This window comes from Vibrio hannami, from assembly GCF_029589055.1.
GTDB classification, from domain to species: Bacteria; Pseudomonadota; Gammaproteobacteria; order Enterobacterales; family Vibrionaceae; genus Vibrio; species Vibrio hannami.
The window spans coordinates 1,261,226-1,278,988 of record NZ_JARQZP010000007.1; the positions used below are offsets into that span (position 1 = coordinate 1,261,226).

Genomic DNA, 17,763 nt, shown 5'->3' on the forward strand with positions numbered 1-17,763 from the left:
CTTCCTCTTCTCCTAAACCTCTCCCTCCTGTTCTTTAATCAATTGCCTCATCCACACCTTTTTGGCTAAACGATTAATATGGTTTTCACTTTTTGAGGTAGAAACCGAAGGTTCATCCGGGTTAGAAAGCTCTTTGCGTTTCTCTCTTATTAACCGGTCCAGATGTTTGATGGTCAGTGTTTTTTTCTGTACCACATCTTCCAGAATAAAGGACACATCGGACAGCACCTTTTGCATGGTTTCCAGATCAACACTGTTACCATTCATGCCTGCTGCTGCTTTTTCCGCGGCTATCTGTTTCTTTTTATAAAGAGGCATAGCTTGTTCACCGGAAACTGGTTTGGCCGGTTGCATTCCGCCGGAAAGCTCATTACCCAGTTCCTGTATAACCTGCTCAACTTCGTCAGTCGAAATATGATTGTGTTCTTCCATAAACGCGAACAGGAAGAGCCGGTCCATAAAGATGTTTATCTTGCGTGGTACGCCGCCTGTGTAGTTGGCAATGGTCTTAAATGCTTTGGATTCGAACCTTGGATTGTCGGTCCAACCAACCTGTTTTAGGCGGTGAAGAATATACTCTCGGGTTTCATCTTTATTCAGTGGCCTTAAGTGACAAGACGCGATGATTCTCTGACGAAACTGCTCCATCTCTGGAAGCTCTATAATGGGTTTAAGCTCCTCTTGACCAAGCAGGAAGCTCTGGATCAGTGGCTTATCATCAATCTGAAAATTGGAAAGCATCCGCAACTCTTCAATGGTTTCTGAAGGTAAGTTTTGTGCTTCATCGATAATCAACAGTGCCCGTTTTCCTTGCGCACTTAAGTTGCGTAGAAATGTCTCAAATCGTTTGAGAATATCGGCTTTAGTAAGGCCCTCAACTTGTAAACCAAACTCAGCAGCAACCAGGTTAACCAACTCTTCCGGTGACAGGCAGGTTGTCGCTATCTGAGCAGCAACGATTGAGTTACTCAGAGTTGATAGTAAGCTACGTGCAATAGTCGTTTTCCCAGTACCAACCGGCCCGGTAATTACAATAAACCCTTCTCCTAACTCTAACCCATAACGCAGATAAGAAATTGCCTTACCATGATGCGGACTCTCAAAAAAGAATCTCGGATCAGGGCTTAACCTGAAGGGTTTTCCACTCAAACCAAAGTAGGATTCATACATGTTAAAACTCTTTCCTTATATTGAAGTTGATTCTTTCTTCCTCAAATTCAGAGAGTCTTTCGGTTGATGAACGGTTTTGATGCACAAAGCTCAACCCAGACGTTAGTTCCTTCATCAGTTCAAACTCAAACGTCCAATCCCAGTTGCGATAATGGTCTTCCTGTGTGGTGCTTCCCCCTGTTCAAATTCATAGAAATCATATCCAAAGCTTAGGCTCGTTTTTACTTTGCGAGTTATGTTGTACTCAAATTCCAGCGTACTACCGTAGGAGTCGGAATCTTTGTTTGACGCGCTGTTGTTAAGGGATTCTATAGATCTTGTTCTTATTTCAACAGAAGCCGAAGAACGGCGTAAATCCAGACTGGTCTGCCACGAAAGCGTTTTATAAAGTAAGAACTCTTCAATCTCATTGCCTTCTATAAAAAACGGACGGCCAAAACTTTCAACTTCTTCTTCATAACTGATCTCATTGGTTAATCTACGATTGCGGTGGCTAAGTGCCAACTCATAAGCGTCACCATAAAACCGTTTTCTGTAGTCGATAGAAAAAGTAGTTCTCTGAGTCGGATTCAGATAAACAGCCCCTCTCAGAAAGTCATCGTTATCTTCCAAATCGAACTCATAACTCACTTCTGCATAAGAACGCTGGTGCCAATAGTAACGGACACCAGGCCCTACGTTTGAAGAGTTCGCACTGTCACTTGCACCTTGTCCGTTGTAATCTTCATAATCAAAATTGAGGAACGGGCTCCAGCCATCTACCTGCTGCATCCCTATTTTTTGCCTGTAGATATGCTTTTCGGTTCTGTTTCCTCCCGAACTACTTTCATTGGTAGCGTAATCGTAGTTTGTTGACCAGAATAGCTGAGTTATCTTGTCTCCCTCATTTAGTGAGAGCGAAACACCAAACCCATTGCTATCCCCTTCATCATCCTCGTTTCGGGTTGCCGTTGCGTTAACTCGTGTATTTAAATCAACGTAACTTCGTGGGTTAGATTGATAAGAAAGGCCGCCCACAAAATTTCTTGTTTCTATAGTGTTTCCTGAAATCAGATCATCACTTGCGTTATTTTCAATGTTACTAGCGATATTCGCTATTGAGGCTCCAACATCCCCTCGTAGCTGCACTTCAGAAACAAGCACCTTGTCTGCATTAAAGCTTAGGTCGTTATAAGATTTATTGCGTTCAGAGTCATGCGAGTAAAACAGCTTTTTAGCTGAGTAATCCAAAGAAAGGTTGCCGTCGTTTCCTTGTGAATCAATAATCAGCCCCGCGCCCAAAGTGGTAATATCACTACTCTGTTCCAAAACAGTCAACTGATCGATGTTGCTTGTATAAGTGTATTCAGCATCAACAAAAGGCATAAACTCTACATCTGCTGCTGAAATATCGAAGCAGATAAGGGCCATACTACCTAATATTAATCCTTTATTTCCCTTTACCAGTCGAACCATAGCCGTATCCGTAGCCATATCCATACCCATATCCGTAGCCATGCCCGGTGTTGTGCACAGCTTTATTGATGACAAACCCGACTGCCATATCGCTATTAAGCAGTGAGACCGCTTGTTTCACATCCGACACTTTTGTTTTATTCTGCTCTACCACGACAACGGCCTGTCCTATCAGGTTCGATAGAGTTACTGTCTCGACTACGCCTAGTAACGGAGGGCAATCAAGCACTATCATCCTGTCTGGATATCTTGTCGCTAGTTCCTTTGTCAGAGCCAACATTCTGTCACTGGATAGCAATTCGTAGCTTAGATGATGCGAGGTGCCCGCTGGCATGATTCTTAGATCAGGAATCGACGTTGGATAAATAATGTCAGCCAGGCTGTCTACATCACCAAGCAGATAGTCAATCAGTCCTGGCCTGTGCTCTAAATCCAGAGTGTGGCCCACACTTGGATTGAGTACATCAGCATCAACCAACAATACGGTTTTGTCTTTTTCAGACGCTATGCTCAATGCCAGATTAATGGCTATATACGTTTTTCCTTCATTGGCATTTGAACTGGAAACCATCACCATATTACTGTTCTGTATGTACTCTGAACCGGCACCATACGCGTTTTTTATCAGCTTGTGTTTTATAGCTCTGAACTCATCTTTCACTCTACGCTCACGCTGGTCGCCACCAGCCGAGATCATCCCCAGCTCTTTGAGACGTGAATTGCTTATCTCTAAAACCGGAGGACTATGAAATTCTTTAACCTCTGCCTGCCGTTCCTGCGGAGACGTTTGGGCATTGTTATGTAAATCAGGAGCACTACCCTGAACCGAATCTTCTTGTTTGTCGGGAGTTACATTTAGTTTTCCCATTGCTTTAACAATCGAACTCACAGTCTGCTTACTCCCTGCTTAATAAACTCAACACCCTGAGACATGTACCCTTGAGCTGCTGGCATGGTGTTTAGTGCAATAAAGGCAGCAAACATGGCGAACAACATCAAATTCCCGAGTACAAAATATCTGGTTTTACGCTTCTCCCATCTAGCCAGGCCGGACCGTTCTGTTGCAGAAACAACACCAAATATCGGCAGATCCATCGATTGATATAGCTGCCTGGTGGAAGAGACAACTGGCGACAGCTGACTAAGAAGCAACGAAAGTGTTATACCACCACCAAAGCCTACAATTAGTACCGCCGTAAGCAGTAATGGGCGGATGGGGCCAGAAGGCTTTAACGGTACGCGTGGAGCATCAATAATCCGAAACTTGATATCGTCAGATGAATCACCAACACTCTGCGAAATCAGCGCACTTTCTCTTCTGGAAAGAAGCTGATTATACTTCTGACGAGTAATTTCATAGTTACGAGTTAATGCCGTAAGTTTCGCTTCTACATCCGGAACCTTATCTATCTTCTCCTGAAGCTCTGCTATTTTGCTTTCATACCTCGAAACTCGAACTCTGAGTGATGCGACTTCATTTTCTAGCTGGCTGGTTTTGATTTTAAGATCTTGATACACAAAGTTGTTTGCCAGAACTTCACTTACAGAATATGAGGCGATAGTACTCGATCGTAGATCCTGCAAGTCTTTTAACTGACGACGAGTTTCCACTACATCCGGATGCTTATTGGTGAACCGGAATAACAGGTCATCCAAGCGTTGCTGTAGCGAAGAAATCCGTTCGTCATGTTCGGTTCGTACCTTAGTGACCTGCTCGGTTGCTCTTGACTCTTCTCTTGCTAACTGAGAACGTGAAGATGCTGCCTTGGTTTCAGTCTCACTTAGGGCCAGTTGAGCATCTTCCAGCGAACGACGGTTTTGCTGCAGCTGAGCGTAATATCCACTATCACTTCCCGGCATTACGCCACGGTAATCACGTTTAAATTCCGCTAACTTCTCTTCAGCGTCAGTCAACCTGGCTTCATACTCTTCGATCTGGCTAGTAATAATCTGGCTCGCCTGATCGGTCTCTAGCCTTTGCTCACTAAGCGTATTTTCAACAAACACGTTTAATGCCGCCTGAACCACGTTTTTTGCATACACCGGATCCGGCCCTTTATAACTAATGGTGTATAAGTTTTCTCTGCCAGTGGAGCGAATCACAATATTCGATTCAAGATCAGAAATTATTTGCTCATACTCCTGGCTACTCTGAGCCCTGATATCTGCGTCAATATCTCTCGCAATGATCTCGAGGTTTGGTCTGCTCAAGAGAGTTTTTACCATAAGTTGCAGCTCCCGGGTCGGGTCTGTCTGTATGGCTAATCCTCTGAGCAGTGGCTGCAATATTGAACGTGTATCGGCGTAAACTCTTGCTTCAGAGGTATATTGATTTGGCATCATGGTTACCAGTGCCCAACCAATCGGGCACAGTAACCAGCTCACCACAAGAATATACCGACGTTTTAGCCAAACACCTCTTAGATACTGGAGTATCTCGTCAAAGAGTTCCTGCATACATGGCTCCTGGTTAGTACCATGCTTCTGGAATAATAATGATGTCGCCAGGCAGAATATCGACGTTGGCCTCTATTTCACCATCGGTAATAAGTTGATCGATTTTAATACCAAATTGTTTCTGCTGACCATTAACCACACGAATCAGTCTCGCATCATCACCGTTTGCGTATTCTGTTAACCCGCCAACAGCGATCATGACATCAAGAAGTGTCATATCTTCGGTGTAGCTGATTGCCTGTGGTTCCGAAGCTTCACCAATCACTCTAACCTGCTCTCTGAACGGCCCGGTAAAACCAGTAACAATAACGGAAACGATAGGCTCTCTCAGATACTCGGATAGTTTACTTTCGATTTCACGCGCTAACTCAGTAGGTGTTCGTCCAGACGCTTCTATATCTTCTACCAAAGATGTGGTTATCATCCCGTCGGGTCTTACCGTATATTGCCCTGACACTTCTGGGTTACCCCATACAAATATATTTAGCGAATCATTAGGACCAATTAGATAGCTGTAATTATCTACATTATCCGTGAACGAGGAATGTACTGATGCTTTGGGTAGATTAGGTAACGAGTTAGAGCAAGCGGTCACAAGAGCAAGGCTAGTCACGATTAGTACTCTTTGAAACCAGTATCCAAGCTTGGCGGATCTTTCCATAGTAATCACCTATTTTTACTGTCTAGTTCTTCCGTGGATATTGATACAAAATAGACAAAGAAATCAGTATGTAGCAACTTCTGGACACTGTTTTTCGATGTCACCTCAATATAGTGTAGTAGTGAAAAATCTTAACTAACGCTTTAGTTTCACTTTTTCTCATTTTGTCGACATTTGTCATTCCGGCATAGGAACAATGAGATCGTAGTTTTATCTAAAACCTTATTATACATGCTGTTATTCATTATATAGGTTAGGACAATTCTTATAATTTAGAAAAAAAATAAATATAAACTTTTGACGTACTAATTTTTATATCCGTTGCTATATTATGATAAAGGCCAGTGGTTACTTAACCTATAAAGTTTTTACTCAACATTATCAAATGTAGATATGAAACTTGCCTTTTGTAAATGTTAAATTCAAATATTTGTAGTATTACTCTAAATTAAGTAATTACTCCAAAATTGAATCACAACAAATATAACAATTACTAAATCAAGGCTTTATAAACGGGTTGAACATTGCATTGCTATTGAAGATGAAAGGTTATCACTCTGATTTGGCTGCAATATTTATACATATCTCAATCAGGCAAAGAGATTAGAAAGATGGCAAAGTCACATTTTCAAGGATTGAAACCAAGTAGTGTAATTATTACAACTAATGACTTTATAACCATTATTGCAACTTTTTTCATATTAATAGTGAGTTTTGATTCAGCATCTGCATCCAATTTATTTAATCCTTTTGACCAGGGCTTAATAATTCACCTATTGATATTTATATTCTTTATGCAAACTTGCATACTTGCTGTGGGTTTATATAACGAAAAGTTACGAGCAACCTTTAAAGGAATAATAATCAGACTCGCTGTAAGCGTTTTCATCGCCTTTTTACTTGCAAAGGTATTCTACAAAGTATTTTCTGTCAGTGAGTTACCCCTTTACTTTACCGAGCTTTACTTTGGCACTGCACTGCTAATGTTTGTTGTTACACGTTATGCAGCAAGCAAAACATCTTATAAGCAGATCGGTCTAAAACGAATAATGATACTGGGAGCAGGTAAACGCGCTAGTTTAATCGTTAAAGGTATGAGACGAAAAGCAGACCGAGTAGGGATGCAGATTGTTGGCTTTATTCCAATGGAAGGTGATGCTATTCAAGAAGTCGATAGTGAACAAAAAATCGCACTTAAAGGTGAGTCACTTGAATCATTTGCAGTAAAAAATGATATCTCTGAAATCATCATTGCACCTGACGAGAGGCGAAATGTTTTACCTAACGAGAGCCTGTTTTGTTGTAAGAGAATGGGGGTTGAAATTACCGATATTATCGACTTTGTCGAGCGTGAAACTGGTCAGGTTGCAGTAAACCACATCTATCCTTCATGGATTATCTATGGCAATAACCCGGCTACAAACACTGCATTTCAAACGCTTGAGTGGCTCATTAATACCTTTATCGCATTAATCATTTTCGCCCTCACCTGGCCTTTGATGGTTGCCACCGTTATTTGCATTAAACTTGAAGATGGCTGGAATGCACCTGTTTTATATTCTCAGGCCCGCACAGGTTTACACGGCAAGGTCTTTAAGATCTATAAATTCAGAAGTATGTCTGTAGATGCCGAAAAAGATGGCGCCAAATGGGCTCAGGTGGCAGATCCTAGAGTAACCCGAGTCGGAGCTTTCATCCGAAAATACCGGGTAGATGAGTTACCACAGCTTTTCAATGTCGTAAAAGGTGATATGGGATTTGTTGGACCTCGTCCCGAGCGTCCTCAGTTTACAGAACGCTTTAACCACTCAATTCCCTATTATAACCATAGGCTTAATGTAAAGCCTGGCCTTACTGGCTGGGCTCAACTTAAGTATCCATACGGTAGTAATGAAAGAGATGCGGAGGAAAAACTGAAATTTGACCTCTACTATATTAAGAACAAAGGATTTTTGTTCGACCTGCTTATTTTACTTCGGACGGCTGAAATCATTCTGTTTGGGAAAGGTAGATAGTTAAATAAATATAAAGGTTGTCAGTATGGAACAGCCCGTTAAAAGCGCTATGACAGTCGACGTAGAAGATTACTTCCACGTCTCTGCTTTCGAGAGCAAAGTAACATTTGCTGATTGGGGAAAAACCTATCCGATACGTGTTGAACGTAATACACAGAAAATTCTGGAGCTTTTTGCTAATCATGATGCAAAAGCGACCTTTTTTGTATTGGGTTGGGTCGCTGAGCAGTGTCCGGAACTGATAAAGCAGATCACCAGTCAGGGACATGAACTGGCTTGTCACGGCTTTGCGCATCAAAGAGCGAATCATCAATCTCGTGAAGTGTTTAGAGAGGATGTTTATCGGGCGAAGTCCTACCTTGAGGAGATTACCGGTGTTGAGGTCAAAGGTTACCGCGCGCCGAGCTTCTCTATAGGGCCATCTAACGAGTGGGCGTATGAAGTGTTACGCGATCTGGGCTTTCTCTACAGCAGCAGTACCTATCCGGTGAAACACGACCTCTACGGCACGCCCGACTGGCCTAAGTTTATCTATCAGAGAAAAGAAGGCGTTATAGAGATACCCATTCCTACCAACAAAACCATGGGAATGAACTTACCGATAGGTGGTGGCGGATTTTTCAGACTTTACCCTTATAGCCTAAGTAAAACACTCATCACTAATTTTCTGGCACAAACTGGTCAGCCTTACTGTTTCTATTTTCACCCATGGGAGATAGACCCCGGTCAACCAAGGATGGCTGGCGTGCCTCTGAAATCAAGCTTTAGGCACTATTTAAATTTGAGCTTAATGGAGAAACGATTAAGCCAACTATTAAGCGATTTTGAGTGGGACACCATGTTCAATGTCTATCAATTAAACGGATTTGAAAATGACAGAACAACTGCAAATCAGAACAATAACTGACGATGATTATCAGAGCTGGGATAGCTATGTAGACAAACAAGATCTGGGATCTTTTTTTCATCTAACCGGGTGGATAGACGTTATTAAGTCGATCTCTAACCATAAATCTCATTACTTAATGGCGAGTAATCAAGGAGAGATTGTAGGCATTCTTCCATTGATAGAGCAAAAAAGCTGGATTTTTGGCCACTCTCTGATTTCTACGCCCTTTTGTGTTTACGGGGGAGCACTGGCCAACAGTGACGAGATAAGAGAAAAGCTGGAACTCGAAGCTTATGAGTTGGGCTGCAGGCTAAATGTCGATTATGTTGAGCTCAGAGATCGTTTACCTTATCCGGATAAAGGCCCCTGGCAGCACCATTGTCTCCATTCCACCTTTTGCAGCGAGTTAGCAGAAGACACTGAATCGATACTCACCAGCGTCAAGCGAAAACAGCGAGCGGTCATAAGGCACTCTCTGAACAACGAACTCAACTGGAGCAATCTGGATAACCCTGAGCTGTGTTATGACATCTACGCTGAAAGCGTACGCAACCTCGGCACACCTGTTTTCAGTAGAAAACTATTCACTTCGCTTAAACAAGTTTTCTCAGATCGCTGCGAAACGCTTGTTATTAAAGATAAAAACGGTAAGCCCATCTCGAGTGTCTTAAGCTTTTATTATAAGGATTCTGTACTACCCTATTATGGTGGTGGGGTATTTGAAGCACGGGCGCTGAAGAGTAATGATTACATGTACTATCAGCTTATGTGTACCGCTAAAGAAAAAGGATTTACCAACTTCGATTTTGGCCGCAGTAAGATAAATTCCGGCTCTTATAAATACAAAAAAAACTGGGGAATGACGGAAGAAAAGCTAAATTACCGAATTGCTTTGGTGAAGAGCAGTGAGATGCCAAATCTGTCCCCGAATAACCCTAAATACAAACTCTTTATCAGCTTATGGCAAAAACTCCCACTCAGCGTCAGTCGGATGATTGGGCCACATATTTCCAAATATCTCGGTTAGGTTTGAATGAAAGAGAAACTGCTTTATTTATGTCACCGCATACCCTATCCCCCAAACAAGGGAGATAAAATAGCGGCGTATCATATCCTTACTTTTTTAAGTAAACATTATGATGTGTATCTGGGGTGTTTTATTGACGACCCGGAAGACAGGCAATATCGCGATCATGTCAAATCCCTATGCAAAACAGCATTTTTTGTAGATATCAACCCCAGGCTAGCCAAACTAAAAGGGATATCTGCTCTTCTCACCAATCAGCCCATCACGCTTCCCTACTACGCGAATGAGTCATTATCAGACTGGGTAGAAAACACAATTAATGAAAACAGGATTGAGAAAGCATTTCTGTTTTCCGGTTGTATGGCGCAGTTTGTTATCGAGCGTGCGCAGCAACTGCATACGGTGATGCATTTTGTTGATGTCGATTCTGATAAATGGAAACAGTATGCCGCAAAAAAAACCGGCATCATGAAGCGTATTTATCATCGGGAGCACATCACTTTAGAGAGATACGAAAAACAGATTGCGAATACATTTGAGATCAGTTGCTTTGTCACCGAAACGGAAACGCAGATGTTCAGGGAACTAATAGAAGAACCAGTACGCCATCGTATCCAGACACTGAGCAACGGTATTGATACCGATTTTTTCTCTCCGGTAAAGACTCATGACTTTGGCGAAGAATATGCCATTCAGAAGCAAAACTATATTGTTTTCACTGGAGCAATGGATTACTGGGCTAATGTTGATGCAGTTAAGTGGTTTGTATCAGAAGTATGGCCGGCAGTTAGAAAAGAGATACCTGATGGTCTGTTTTATATCGTCGGCTCTTCACCGGATAAATCGGTATACAATCTGCAAAATCAACCCGGCGTGGTTGTAACAGGAAGGGTTGAAGATGTCAGGCCCTATCTCAAGCATGCCAAAGCAAGCGTCGCTCCAATGCAGATAGCAAGGGGGATTCAGAACAAGATACTTGAAGCCATGTCGATGGCGAAGCCAGTAGCGGCGTCAAGCCTAGGCATTGAGGGTATAGAAGGAATAGAAACCGTCAGCAATGAAAACCTGCTCGTTTCAGACTCACCGTCAGAAACGGCTAACTGGGTAATTCAGCACCTGGCTTCACCCCATAAACTCGCAGAAGAATCGCGTTTATGGATGCAGAAAAACTATAGCTGGGAAGCCAAGTTGGCCCCTGTTCTTAACTACCTAGAGGCTTCCGGTGAGTAGACGCTATTGGGTTGCATGGCTGGCTTCTCTCTCCGGCTGGCTACTGGTGTTCCATCAATCTATCGCCAGTATGGTGACGGTATGGAGTCAATCAAAAACCTACGAGCATAGCTTTTTAATTGTTCCCATCGCAATCTGGACTGCGTGGCAATTGAGAAAAACATTTACAGCACATTTAATAAAGCCCACCTGGCAACCTGTGGTTCTGCTCATGGGTCCGTGCCTTTTATGGATTGTCGGTCATATTGCTGGCGTCGCCCTATTCGAGCATGTCGCCGCTATCGTTAGCCTTCAGTTATTGCTATGGGCCTTTCTGGGTCATCAACTTGCTAAAACTTTCCACTTCCCTATTCTATACCTGATTTTCTGCATTCCTTTTGGCGATGAGCTTATCCCTTATCTCCAATCTTTCACCGCAGACATATCGGTATTTGCGGTTCGGCTTAGCGGCATTCCTGTTTATCGTGATGGTATGTACCTGACCATTCCAAATGGTCAGTTTGAAGTAGCGGAAGCGTGTTCCGGCATCCGCTTTCTGATATCCAGCATCGCACTTGGTGCGCTATTCTCGCATATGTTTTTCGAGAAAATCTGGAAGCAAGTGGCCTTTATCCTCTTCTCTGCAATCTTCCCTATCATCGCCAATGGTGTAAGGGCGTACGGTATCATCCTGGTCGGTCACCTAAGCGATATGACCATTGCCACCGGAGCCGATCACCTGGTGTACGGCTGGGCGTTTTTTGCCGTTGTTATCCTGATTATTTTTTATGTTGCGTCTAAGTTTTCAGACAGAGTTTATGAGTCGCAACCAGTTATCACTCAGGGAAAATCTCTCCCATATTCGAAATCAACAACATATACCAGCATTGGTACCTTGGGTACTTTCTTACTGACTTACCTCTGGGTTAGCTCAATCACTCAGTCAGAAGTAGAAGTCGATGCTCCGGCACTGTTCGATAGGCAATTTGCCGACGTGGATCGCTCAAATTGGGGAATATCCTTCCCGGAATCTTCGAAACAAATTCACACACGACTATCTGAACCGGAAGTAGAACTCTACGCAGCCCGGTTTGGTTTAAACCAGAAAAACGCAGAGCTTATTAGCTACAGTAACAAATTGTTCGACAACAACTTATGGACTCTGAAGAACCGATTCAGAGCAAATTTAACGGCCGAAAATCGGGAACCAATTAATGCTGCTGGATTAGAAGTGGTTAACCCTACTGGCGATGTGAAACAGATTCTCTACTGGTATTGCATTAACGACTATTGTTCAACGAACAGGTTAAAACTTAAGTTGCAGAAAGCCTATCAGCTAATGACAGACAGAGGCGGGTACGCCCAGGTGAGCGCTCTTTCCAGTGAAAAGCTCTCAAGAAGCGAGTTAGAAAAACTGGCTCAGGAATGGATATCAGCGAGCAGATAATAGATAAGCAGGGGAAGCGGTATGTGCGGTATTTCCGGAATATTTAATATACGTTTAGCACCACCCATAGACAAAGTCGCTCTACAGACGATCAACCGGGTTTTATGGCATCGAGGCCCGGATGATGAGGGGTACTACGTGGATAGCCATGTAGGACTTGGGCATCGCCGCCTGTCTATTATTGATCTTTCCGGTGGCCACCAGCCTGTATTTAATGAAGACAACAGTGTCTGCGTGGTCTTTAACGGAGAGATTTACAACTTTGAGTCTCTGGTATCAGAACTCTCTGAGTTAGGTCATCGCTTCTCTACCCTCTCTGATACCGAGGTTATCGTGCATGCATGGGAACAATGGGGACCAGAATGTCTTTCACGCTTTCGAGGCATGTTCGCCTTTGCGCTTTGGGATAGCAACACACAGCAACTATTTATAACCCGTGACCGACTGGGTAAGAAGCCTCTCTATTACACCGAAACGGCAAATGGCCAGTTGATCTTCGCCTCTGAACTCAAAGCCCTCCTTGTTCATGATGATGTAGATAAAACCCTGCGTACAGAACTGGCAGAAGAGTATTTGATGTTTGGATATGTACCAGATCCCTACACGGCATATAAACAGATATACAAGTTAAATCCCGGACATTATATGTTGCTCTCTCCCGGTGGTAGTGTTGCTCAAACAGAGTATTGGGATTTGGAGATACCAGGTTCATCCCTAAGCTGGCAAGAGGCTCAGGAAAGCCTGATCGAAGAATTACGAGAAGCGGTAAAGATTCGCATGCTTGCTGATGTACCTTTAGGCGCTTTCCTTTCTGGTGGCGTGGATTCAAGTGCAATCGTCGCATTAATGTCTGGCCTTCAGAGTGAGCCAGTAAACACCTGCGCAATTGGCTTTGATGAAAAAGCGTTTGATGAAACTGAGTACGCCAATCAGGTGGCCCGGCGATACAACACCAATCATGTTGCTAAAGTCGCATCATCAGAAGACTTTGATTTAATAGACAAGCTAACTGATGTTTACGACGAACCCTTCGCAGACAGTTCCTCCCTGCCTACCTATCAGGTGTGCAAACTTGCAAGGCAAAGTGTAAAGGTTGCGTTATCCGGAGACGGTGGTGATGAGATTTTTGCGGGGTATCGTCGCTATCAACTACAACTCGCGGAGCACCAAATTCGCTCAAAACTGCCTTATGCAATAAGAAAACCAGCCTTTGGGGCACTTGCCCATGTTTACCCCAAAGCAGACTGGGCTCCCCGCTTTCTTCGAGCCAAAACCACCTTTCAGTCTCTGGCAATGAACGCTGTGGATGCATATGGGAATAGTATGTCTCGCTTTCGCGCAGACCAACGTGAAGCGCTATTTAAGCCAGAGTATGTGAAGCAATTAAACGGATATACCGGGCTGGAAATCGTCAAGCAACACGCAGCAAAAGCCCAGACGGATAACCCTCTGAAGTTTATCCAGTACCTTGATATTAAAACCTGGTTAGCAGGCGATATCCTGACAAAAGTGGATCGAGCCAGCATGGCCCACTCACTGGAAGTCAGAGCCCCCCTGCTCGACCATAAGTTTATTGAGTGGGCGTTTGCCATAAATAATAGTGACAACATAAACGGCAATCAGGGGAAATACGCGTTTAAGAAAGCGCTTGAACCGTATGTTGATAACAACATCCTTTACAGACCGAAAATGGGGTTCAGAGTACCCAAAGCGAAATGGTTCCGTGGCCCCTTGCAAAACAACCTGAGAGAAAAAGTGCTTTCGACGCCTATGCTTGATAGTGGTTATTTTAAACCTGAGATGCTGAATAGACTGGTCGACGAACATATTAACGGTGTCAGCGATAACAGCGACGAGCTCTGGAGTTTAATGATGTTTGCTCAGTTTCTTAGGAGGCAGTAAGTCGATATGAAGCTACTGACCATCACAACTTTATACCCGAATGCGAATAACCCTAAACATGGGATATTTGTCGAAACACGGATGCGCCACCTGATAAAGAATTATCCGAATATCGAACTGAAGGTTATCGCCCCTGTCCCTTACTTCCCTTCATCGAATAAGATTTTTGGTAGTTATGCGGAGTTTGCCAAAGCACCGTTGTTTGAAGTTCGCCATGGTATCGAGGTATACCACCCTAGATATTTGGTCATTCCAAAAGTAGGGACAACGATCACACCTCATACGCTGGAATATGCCATTAACAGGCAGGTAAAGCAGATAATCACCGACGGTTACGATTTTGATCTCATCGATGGTCACTATTTTTATCCGGACGGTGTCGCAATTGCTCGAACGGCTAAAAAATTCAATAAGCCCTTTATCATGACCGCTCGCGGTACGGACATCAACTTACTGCCTCAATATCAACAGCCCAGAAAGATGATTCAGTCTGTACTCAGAGATAGCGAACACAATATCGCTGTTTGTGAAGCGCTAAGGCAAGAGATGCTTTCTCTGGGTGCAGAACCGGAAAAAACCACCACACTGCGTAATGGTGTTGATCTTACCCTGTTCCCGTACAGTGACGAAAAACAAAAAGCGATATACCGCCAACAGTTGAATCTTCCGGCTGTCAGCCCGGTTATTTTGTCTGTGGGTCACCTGGTTGAGCGAAAAGGTCATAACCTGATTATTCAGGCACTGAAACGACTGCCTGACGTTTCGTTATTGATTGCTGGTGATGGCCCAGATAAGGCACGACTGCAAAGTCTCGCTGAAAAAACAGGAGTCCAATCCAGAGTGTTGTTTCTAGGAAGTTTAGACCAACCAACACTCGCGAAATACTATGGCGCGTGCGATGCACTGGTGCTCGCTTCTGACCGGGAAGGCTGGGCGAATGTCCTGCTTGAATCTATGGCCTGTGGCACACCCGTTGTTGCAACAAGAATTTGGGGAACACCTGAGGTAGTGAAAAATGAACATGCCGGTTTGTTGGTCGAACGGAATGTGTTGGACATTGCGAACGGCATTAAATCACTGCTAAGCAGCGATGTCTGTCGTAGTAAAACACGCCTTTATGCTGAAGGCTTTTCCTGGGATGAGACAATTAATAAAAAATATCAACTAATTAGTATTATTCTTAATAAAGACGATAAAAAAATAGAGAGCGGCGAAGGCTTCCTGATATGAAAATACTCTACCACCATCGCATCGCATCAAAAGACGGACAATATGTACATGTCGAAGAGATAATTAATGCTTTGAGATCGCTTGGTCACGAAGTGATTGTTGTCGCTCCGCAGGTTTCAGAAAAAGCGAAGTTCGGCAGTGATGGTGGCTGGGTATCGAAGCTACGCGCAAATCTGCCAGGAGCAGTATCCGAATTATTAGAGTTTATCTATTCCTTCAATGTTTTCTTCAAACTCTGCTCTGCCATTATCAAACACCGCCCTGACGGAATATACGAGCGCTGTAACCTGTATCTTCCCTCTGGTATCTGGGCTAAAAAGCTTTTTGGTTTAAAACTGATTTTGGAAGTGAACTCCCCCATATATGAAGAACGAAAAAAGTATGGCGGTATCGCTTTGGATAAACTGGCCAAGTGGTCTGAATACTATGTATGGCGTAATGCCGACCACGTATTGCCTGTCACTCGCGTGTTATCCAAATATCTACTGGCTCAGGGAGTCGCGGAAGAAAACATCACGGTAGTGCACAACGGAATAGACAGAAAACGATTTTTCCCGGGCGGGAGCTCTCGTCGCGAAGAGAGATTCAAAAACAAGCTGACGATAGGCTTTGTCGGGTTCTGCCGCGAATGGCATAAACTTGACGAGGTAATGACCCTTATAGCGAAAGAGAACAACCGCGACTTAATGTTACTTGTCGTAGGAGATGGCCCGGTTTCCGAACCATTAAAAAACCAGGCTCAGGCACTCGACCTTGAGGACAATTTCCACATCAGTGGATTGGTGTCCAGAGATAAGATGCCTCACTGGCTAGATCAAATAGATATCGCTATCCAGCCCGCCGGAACTCCATGGTGCTCTCCTTTAAAACTGATTGAATATTTAGGAACAGGAAAAGCAATTGTTGCCCCAGACAGTAACAATATTCGTGAGCTGTTAACTGACGGCAAAAACGCTCTCCTATTCAATGAGCAACACCCCAAAGAAATGGTAAGCAATATACAAAGAATAATTAATGACAAGGAGCTAAGACAAACTCTAGAGAACAATGCCGCTGAAACGATAGATGAACTAGGGTTAACCTGGCTACAAAATGCCAGGTTAATCGGAAACCTATTTAGTGCTAATAATCCATCAGAAGAACTTTCTCATGAAGAAAGATAATCGCAGGCACATCTGCCATCTGGTTTATAGTTTCCATGCCGGAGGTCTGGAACGCATAATCGCCAACTGTATCAACCACCTTGATGCGACACAGTTCAGGCACACCATCGTTGCACTCACTGATGTTGGTGATTTCATTTCGGAAATAAACAGCGATGTAGAGCATTATTCACTGAATAAGAAACGCGGTAATGACTGGAGCCTTTTCTTCAAGTTGTTTCAGCTGCTCCAGCGTATCAAACCAGATGTGTTCCATAGTTATAATCTCGCAACCATTGAATTCCAATGGATTGCCCTGCTCTCTCGAGTGCCAGTTAGAGTGCATGCCGAACACGGAAGAGACAGCTATGACCCCGATGGAAAAGTCAGGAAATACCAACTTATCCGGAAATTCTGTAGCCTGGCTATTCAAAAAATCGTTACAGTTTCAGTAGATCTAAAGAAGTGGCTGCTAACGGATGTACATATACCAGAGCGAAAGCTGAAGTTAGTCCTAAATGGTATCGACACACACTATTTTTCCCCAGGCTCAGATATGCCCGAAACGGGTAATTATCCCTTAGTTACTGAGAAAAATGCCTTAATTAGATTTGGCCACGTTGCGAGGTTACACGCGATTAAAAACCAGCGCCTGCTTTTACAGGCTTTTCTAAAAGCGAGTGAAACCTCCGAAGATTTTTGCCAAAACTGTACCTTAACTATTGTTGGTGACGGCCCGGATCGGGAACAGTTGGAACAGTTTGTCCTCGAGAATCCAACTCTGGCTAAAAAAGTGATGTTTACCGGTGCTAAAAGCAACATTCGCGACTATTATCACTCGTTCGATGTATTCGTAATGACATCGATCGCTGAAGGTATTCCGATGACTCTTCTGGAATCCATGTCCATGGGCCTTCCTCATGTTGTTACCTGTGTAGGTGGAATCAAAGAAGTATGTCGGGATGGTATTACTGGTTTCGCTGTTGAGTCTGAAGATCTAAACACGTTTGCAGAAAAGTTAATACAGATCTACGAGGATTCGGAGCTAAGACAAGCGATGGCCGAGAATGCCAGATCAAGAGTGGTATCCCACTTCAGTCAGGATGGGATGATGACGGCATATGAAGAGCTATATACAGGGAGGGCATTGCTATGATTG

At 43.6% G+C, this 17,763-nt stretch carries 14 protein-coding genes; 9 read left to right on the forward strand and 5 right to left on the reverse strand.

Translation table 11 applies throughout. The annotated features are described in order from the left end of the window. Positions 1–12: 12 nt before the first annotated feature. The 5 genes from P7F88_RS20200 to P7F88_RS20220 form a co-directional block, all read right to left on the reverse strand. Positions 13–1,170, reverse strand: coding sequence for an XrtA/PEP-CTERM system-associated ATPase (locus P7F88_RS20200; RefSeq protein WP_277827703.1), 1,158 nt, complete (start codon positions 1,168–1,170; stop codon positions 13–15). A gap of 114 nt (positions 1,171–1,284) precedes the next feature. Then, on the reverse strand, positions 1,285–2,649 hold the full coding sequence (locus P7F88_RS20205; RefSeq protein ID WP_277827705.1) for a TIGR03016 family PEP-CTERM system-associated outer membrane protein: 1,365 nt from the start codon (positions 2,647–2,649) through the stop codon (positions 1,285–1,287). Beyond that, positions 2,600–3,514 (reverse strand): XrtA-associated tyrosine autokinase, encoded by a 915-nt coding sequence (locus P7F88_RS20210; protein WP_277827707.1) that lies wholly within the window; start codon positions 3,512–3,514, stop codon positions 2,600–2,602. The genes P7F88_RS20205 and P7F88_RS20210 overlap by 50 nt, the downstream gene beginning before the upstream one ends. Further along, positions 3,511–5,082 (reverse strand): XrtA system polysaccharide chain length determinant, encoded by a 1,572-nt coding sequence (locus P7F88_RS20215; RefSeq protein WP_277827709.1) that lies wholly within the window; start codon positions 5,080–5,082, stop codon positions 3,511–3,513. Before P7F88_RS20215 ends, P7F88_RS20210 begins: the two co-directional genes overlap by 4 nt. A 13-nt stretch (positions 5,083–5,095) precedes the next feature. Continuing rightward, entirely contained in the window at positions 5,096–5,743 is a 648-nt protein-coding gene (locus tag P7F88_RS20220; RefSeq protein WP_277827711.1) for an XrtA/PEP-CTERM system exopolysaccharide export protein, read from the reverse strand. Positions 5,744–6,354: 611 nt separating this feature from the next. On the opposite strand from P7F88_RS20220, the gene P7F88_RS20225 reads away from it, so the two are divergent. The 9 genes from P7F88_RS20225 to P7F88_RS20265 are packed head-to-tail and all read left to right on the forward strand — an operon-like array spanning position 6,355 to position 17,760. After that, a complete protein-coding gene (locus P7F88_RS20225) occupies positions 6,355–7,758 on the forward strand; it encodes a TIGR03013 family XrtA/PEP-CTERM system glycosyltransferase (RefSeq protein ID WP_277827713.1) in 1,404 nt (467 codons plus the stop codon). A gap of 25 nt (positions 7,759–7,783) precedes the next feature. Beyond that, positions 7,784–8,665 (forward strand): XrtA system polysaccharide deacetylase, encoded by an 882-nt coding sequence (locus P7F88_RS20230; protein WP_277827715.1) that lies wholly within the window; start codon positions 7,784–7,786, stop codon positions 8,663–8,665. Continuing rightward, positions 8,631–9,674: a FemAB family XrtA/PEP-CTERM system-associated protein gene (locus P7F88_RS20235; protein WP_277827717.1), complete on the forward strand. Its 1,044-nt coding sequence runs from the start codon at positions 8,631–8,633 to the stop codon at positions 9,672–9,674. Before P7F88_RS20230 ends, P7F88_RS20235 begins: the two co-directional genes overlap by 35 nt. A 6-nt stretch (positions 9,675–9,680) precedes the next feature. Then, entirely contained in the window at positions 9,681–10,904 is a 1,224-nt protein-coding gene (locus P7F88_RS20240) for a TIGR03087 family PEP-CTERM/XrtA system glycosyltransferase (protein ID WP_277827719.1), read from the forward strand. Then, positions 10,897–12,330 (forward strand): exosortase A, encoded by a 1,434-nt coding sequence (xrtA, locus tag P7F88_RS20245; RefSeq protein ID WP_277827721.1) that lies wholly within the window; start codon positions 10,897–10,899, stop codon positions 12,328–12,330. The genes P7F88_RS20240 and xrtA overlap by 8 nt, the downstream gene beginning before the upstream one ends. Positions 12,331–12,351: 21 nt before the next feature. Further along, the gene (locus P7F88_RS20250) at positions 12,352–14,232 is read left to right on the forward strand and encodes an XrtA/PEP-CTERM system amidotransferase (RefSeq protein ID WP_277827723.1); all 1,881 of its coding nucleotides are present in this window, start codon (positions 12,352–12,354) and stop codon (positions 14,230–14,232) included. Positions 14,233–14,238: 6 nt separating this feature from the next. Then, a complete protein-coding gene (locus tag P7F88_RS20255) occupies positions 14,239–15,462 on the forward strand; it encodes a glycosyltransferase family 4 protein (protein ID WP_277827725.1) in 1,224 nt (407 codons plus the stop codon). Beyond that, the gene (locus P7F88_RS20260) at positions 15,459–16,625 is read left to right on the forward strand and encodes a glycosyltransferase family 4 protein (protein ID WP_277827727.1); all 1,167 of its coding nucleotides are present in this window, start codon (positions 15,459–15,461) and stop codon (positions 16,623–16,625) included. Before P7F88_RS20255 ends, P7F88_RS20260 begins: the two co-directional genes overlap by 4 nt. Beyond that, entirely contained in the window at positions 16,612–17,760 is a 1,149-nt protein-coding gene (locus P7F88_RS20265; protein WP_277827729.1) for a glycosyltransferase, read from the forward strand. The genes P7F88_RS20260 and P7F88_RS20265 overlap by 14 nt, the downstream gene beginning before the upstream one ends. Positions 17,761–17,763: the final 3 nt, after the last annotated feature.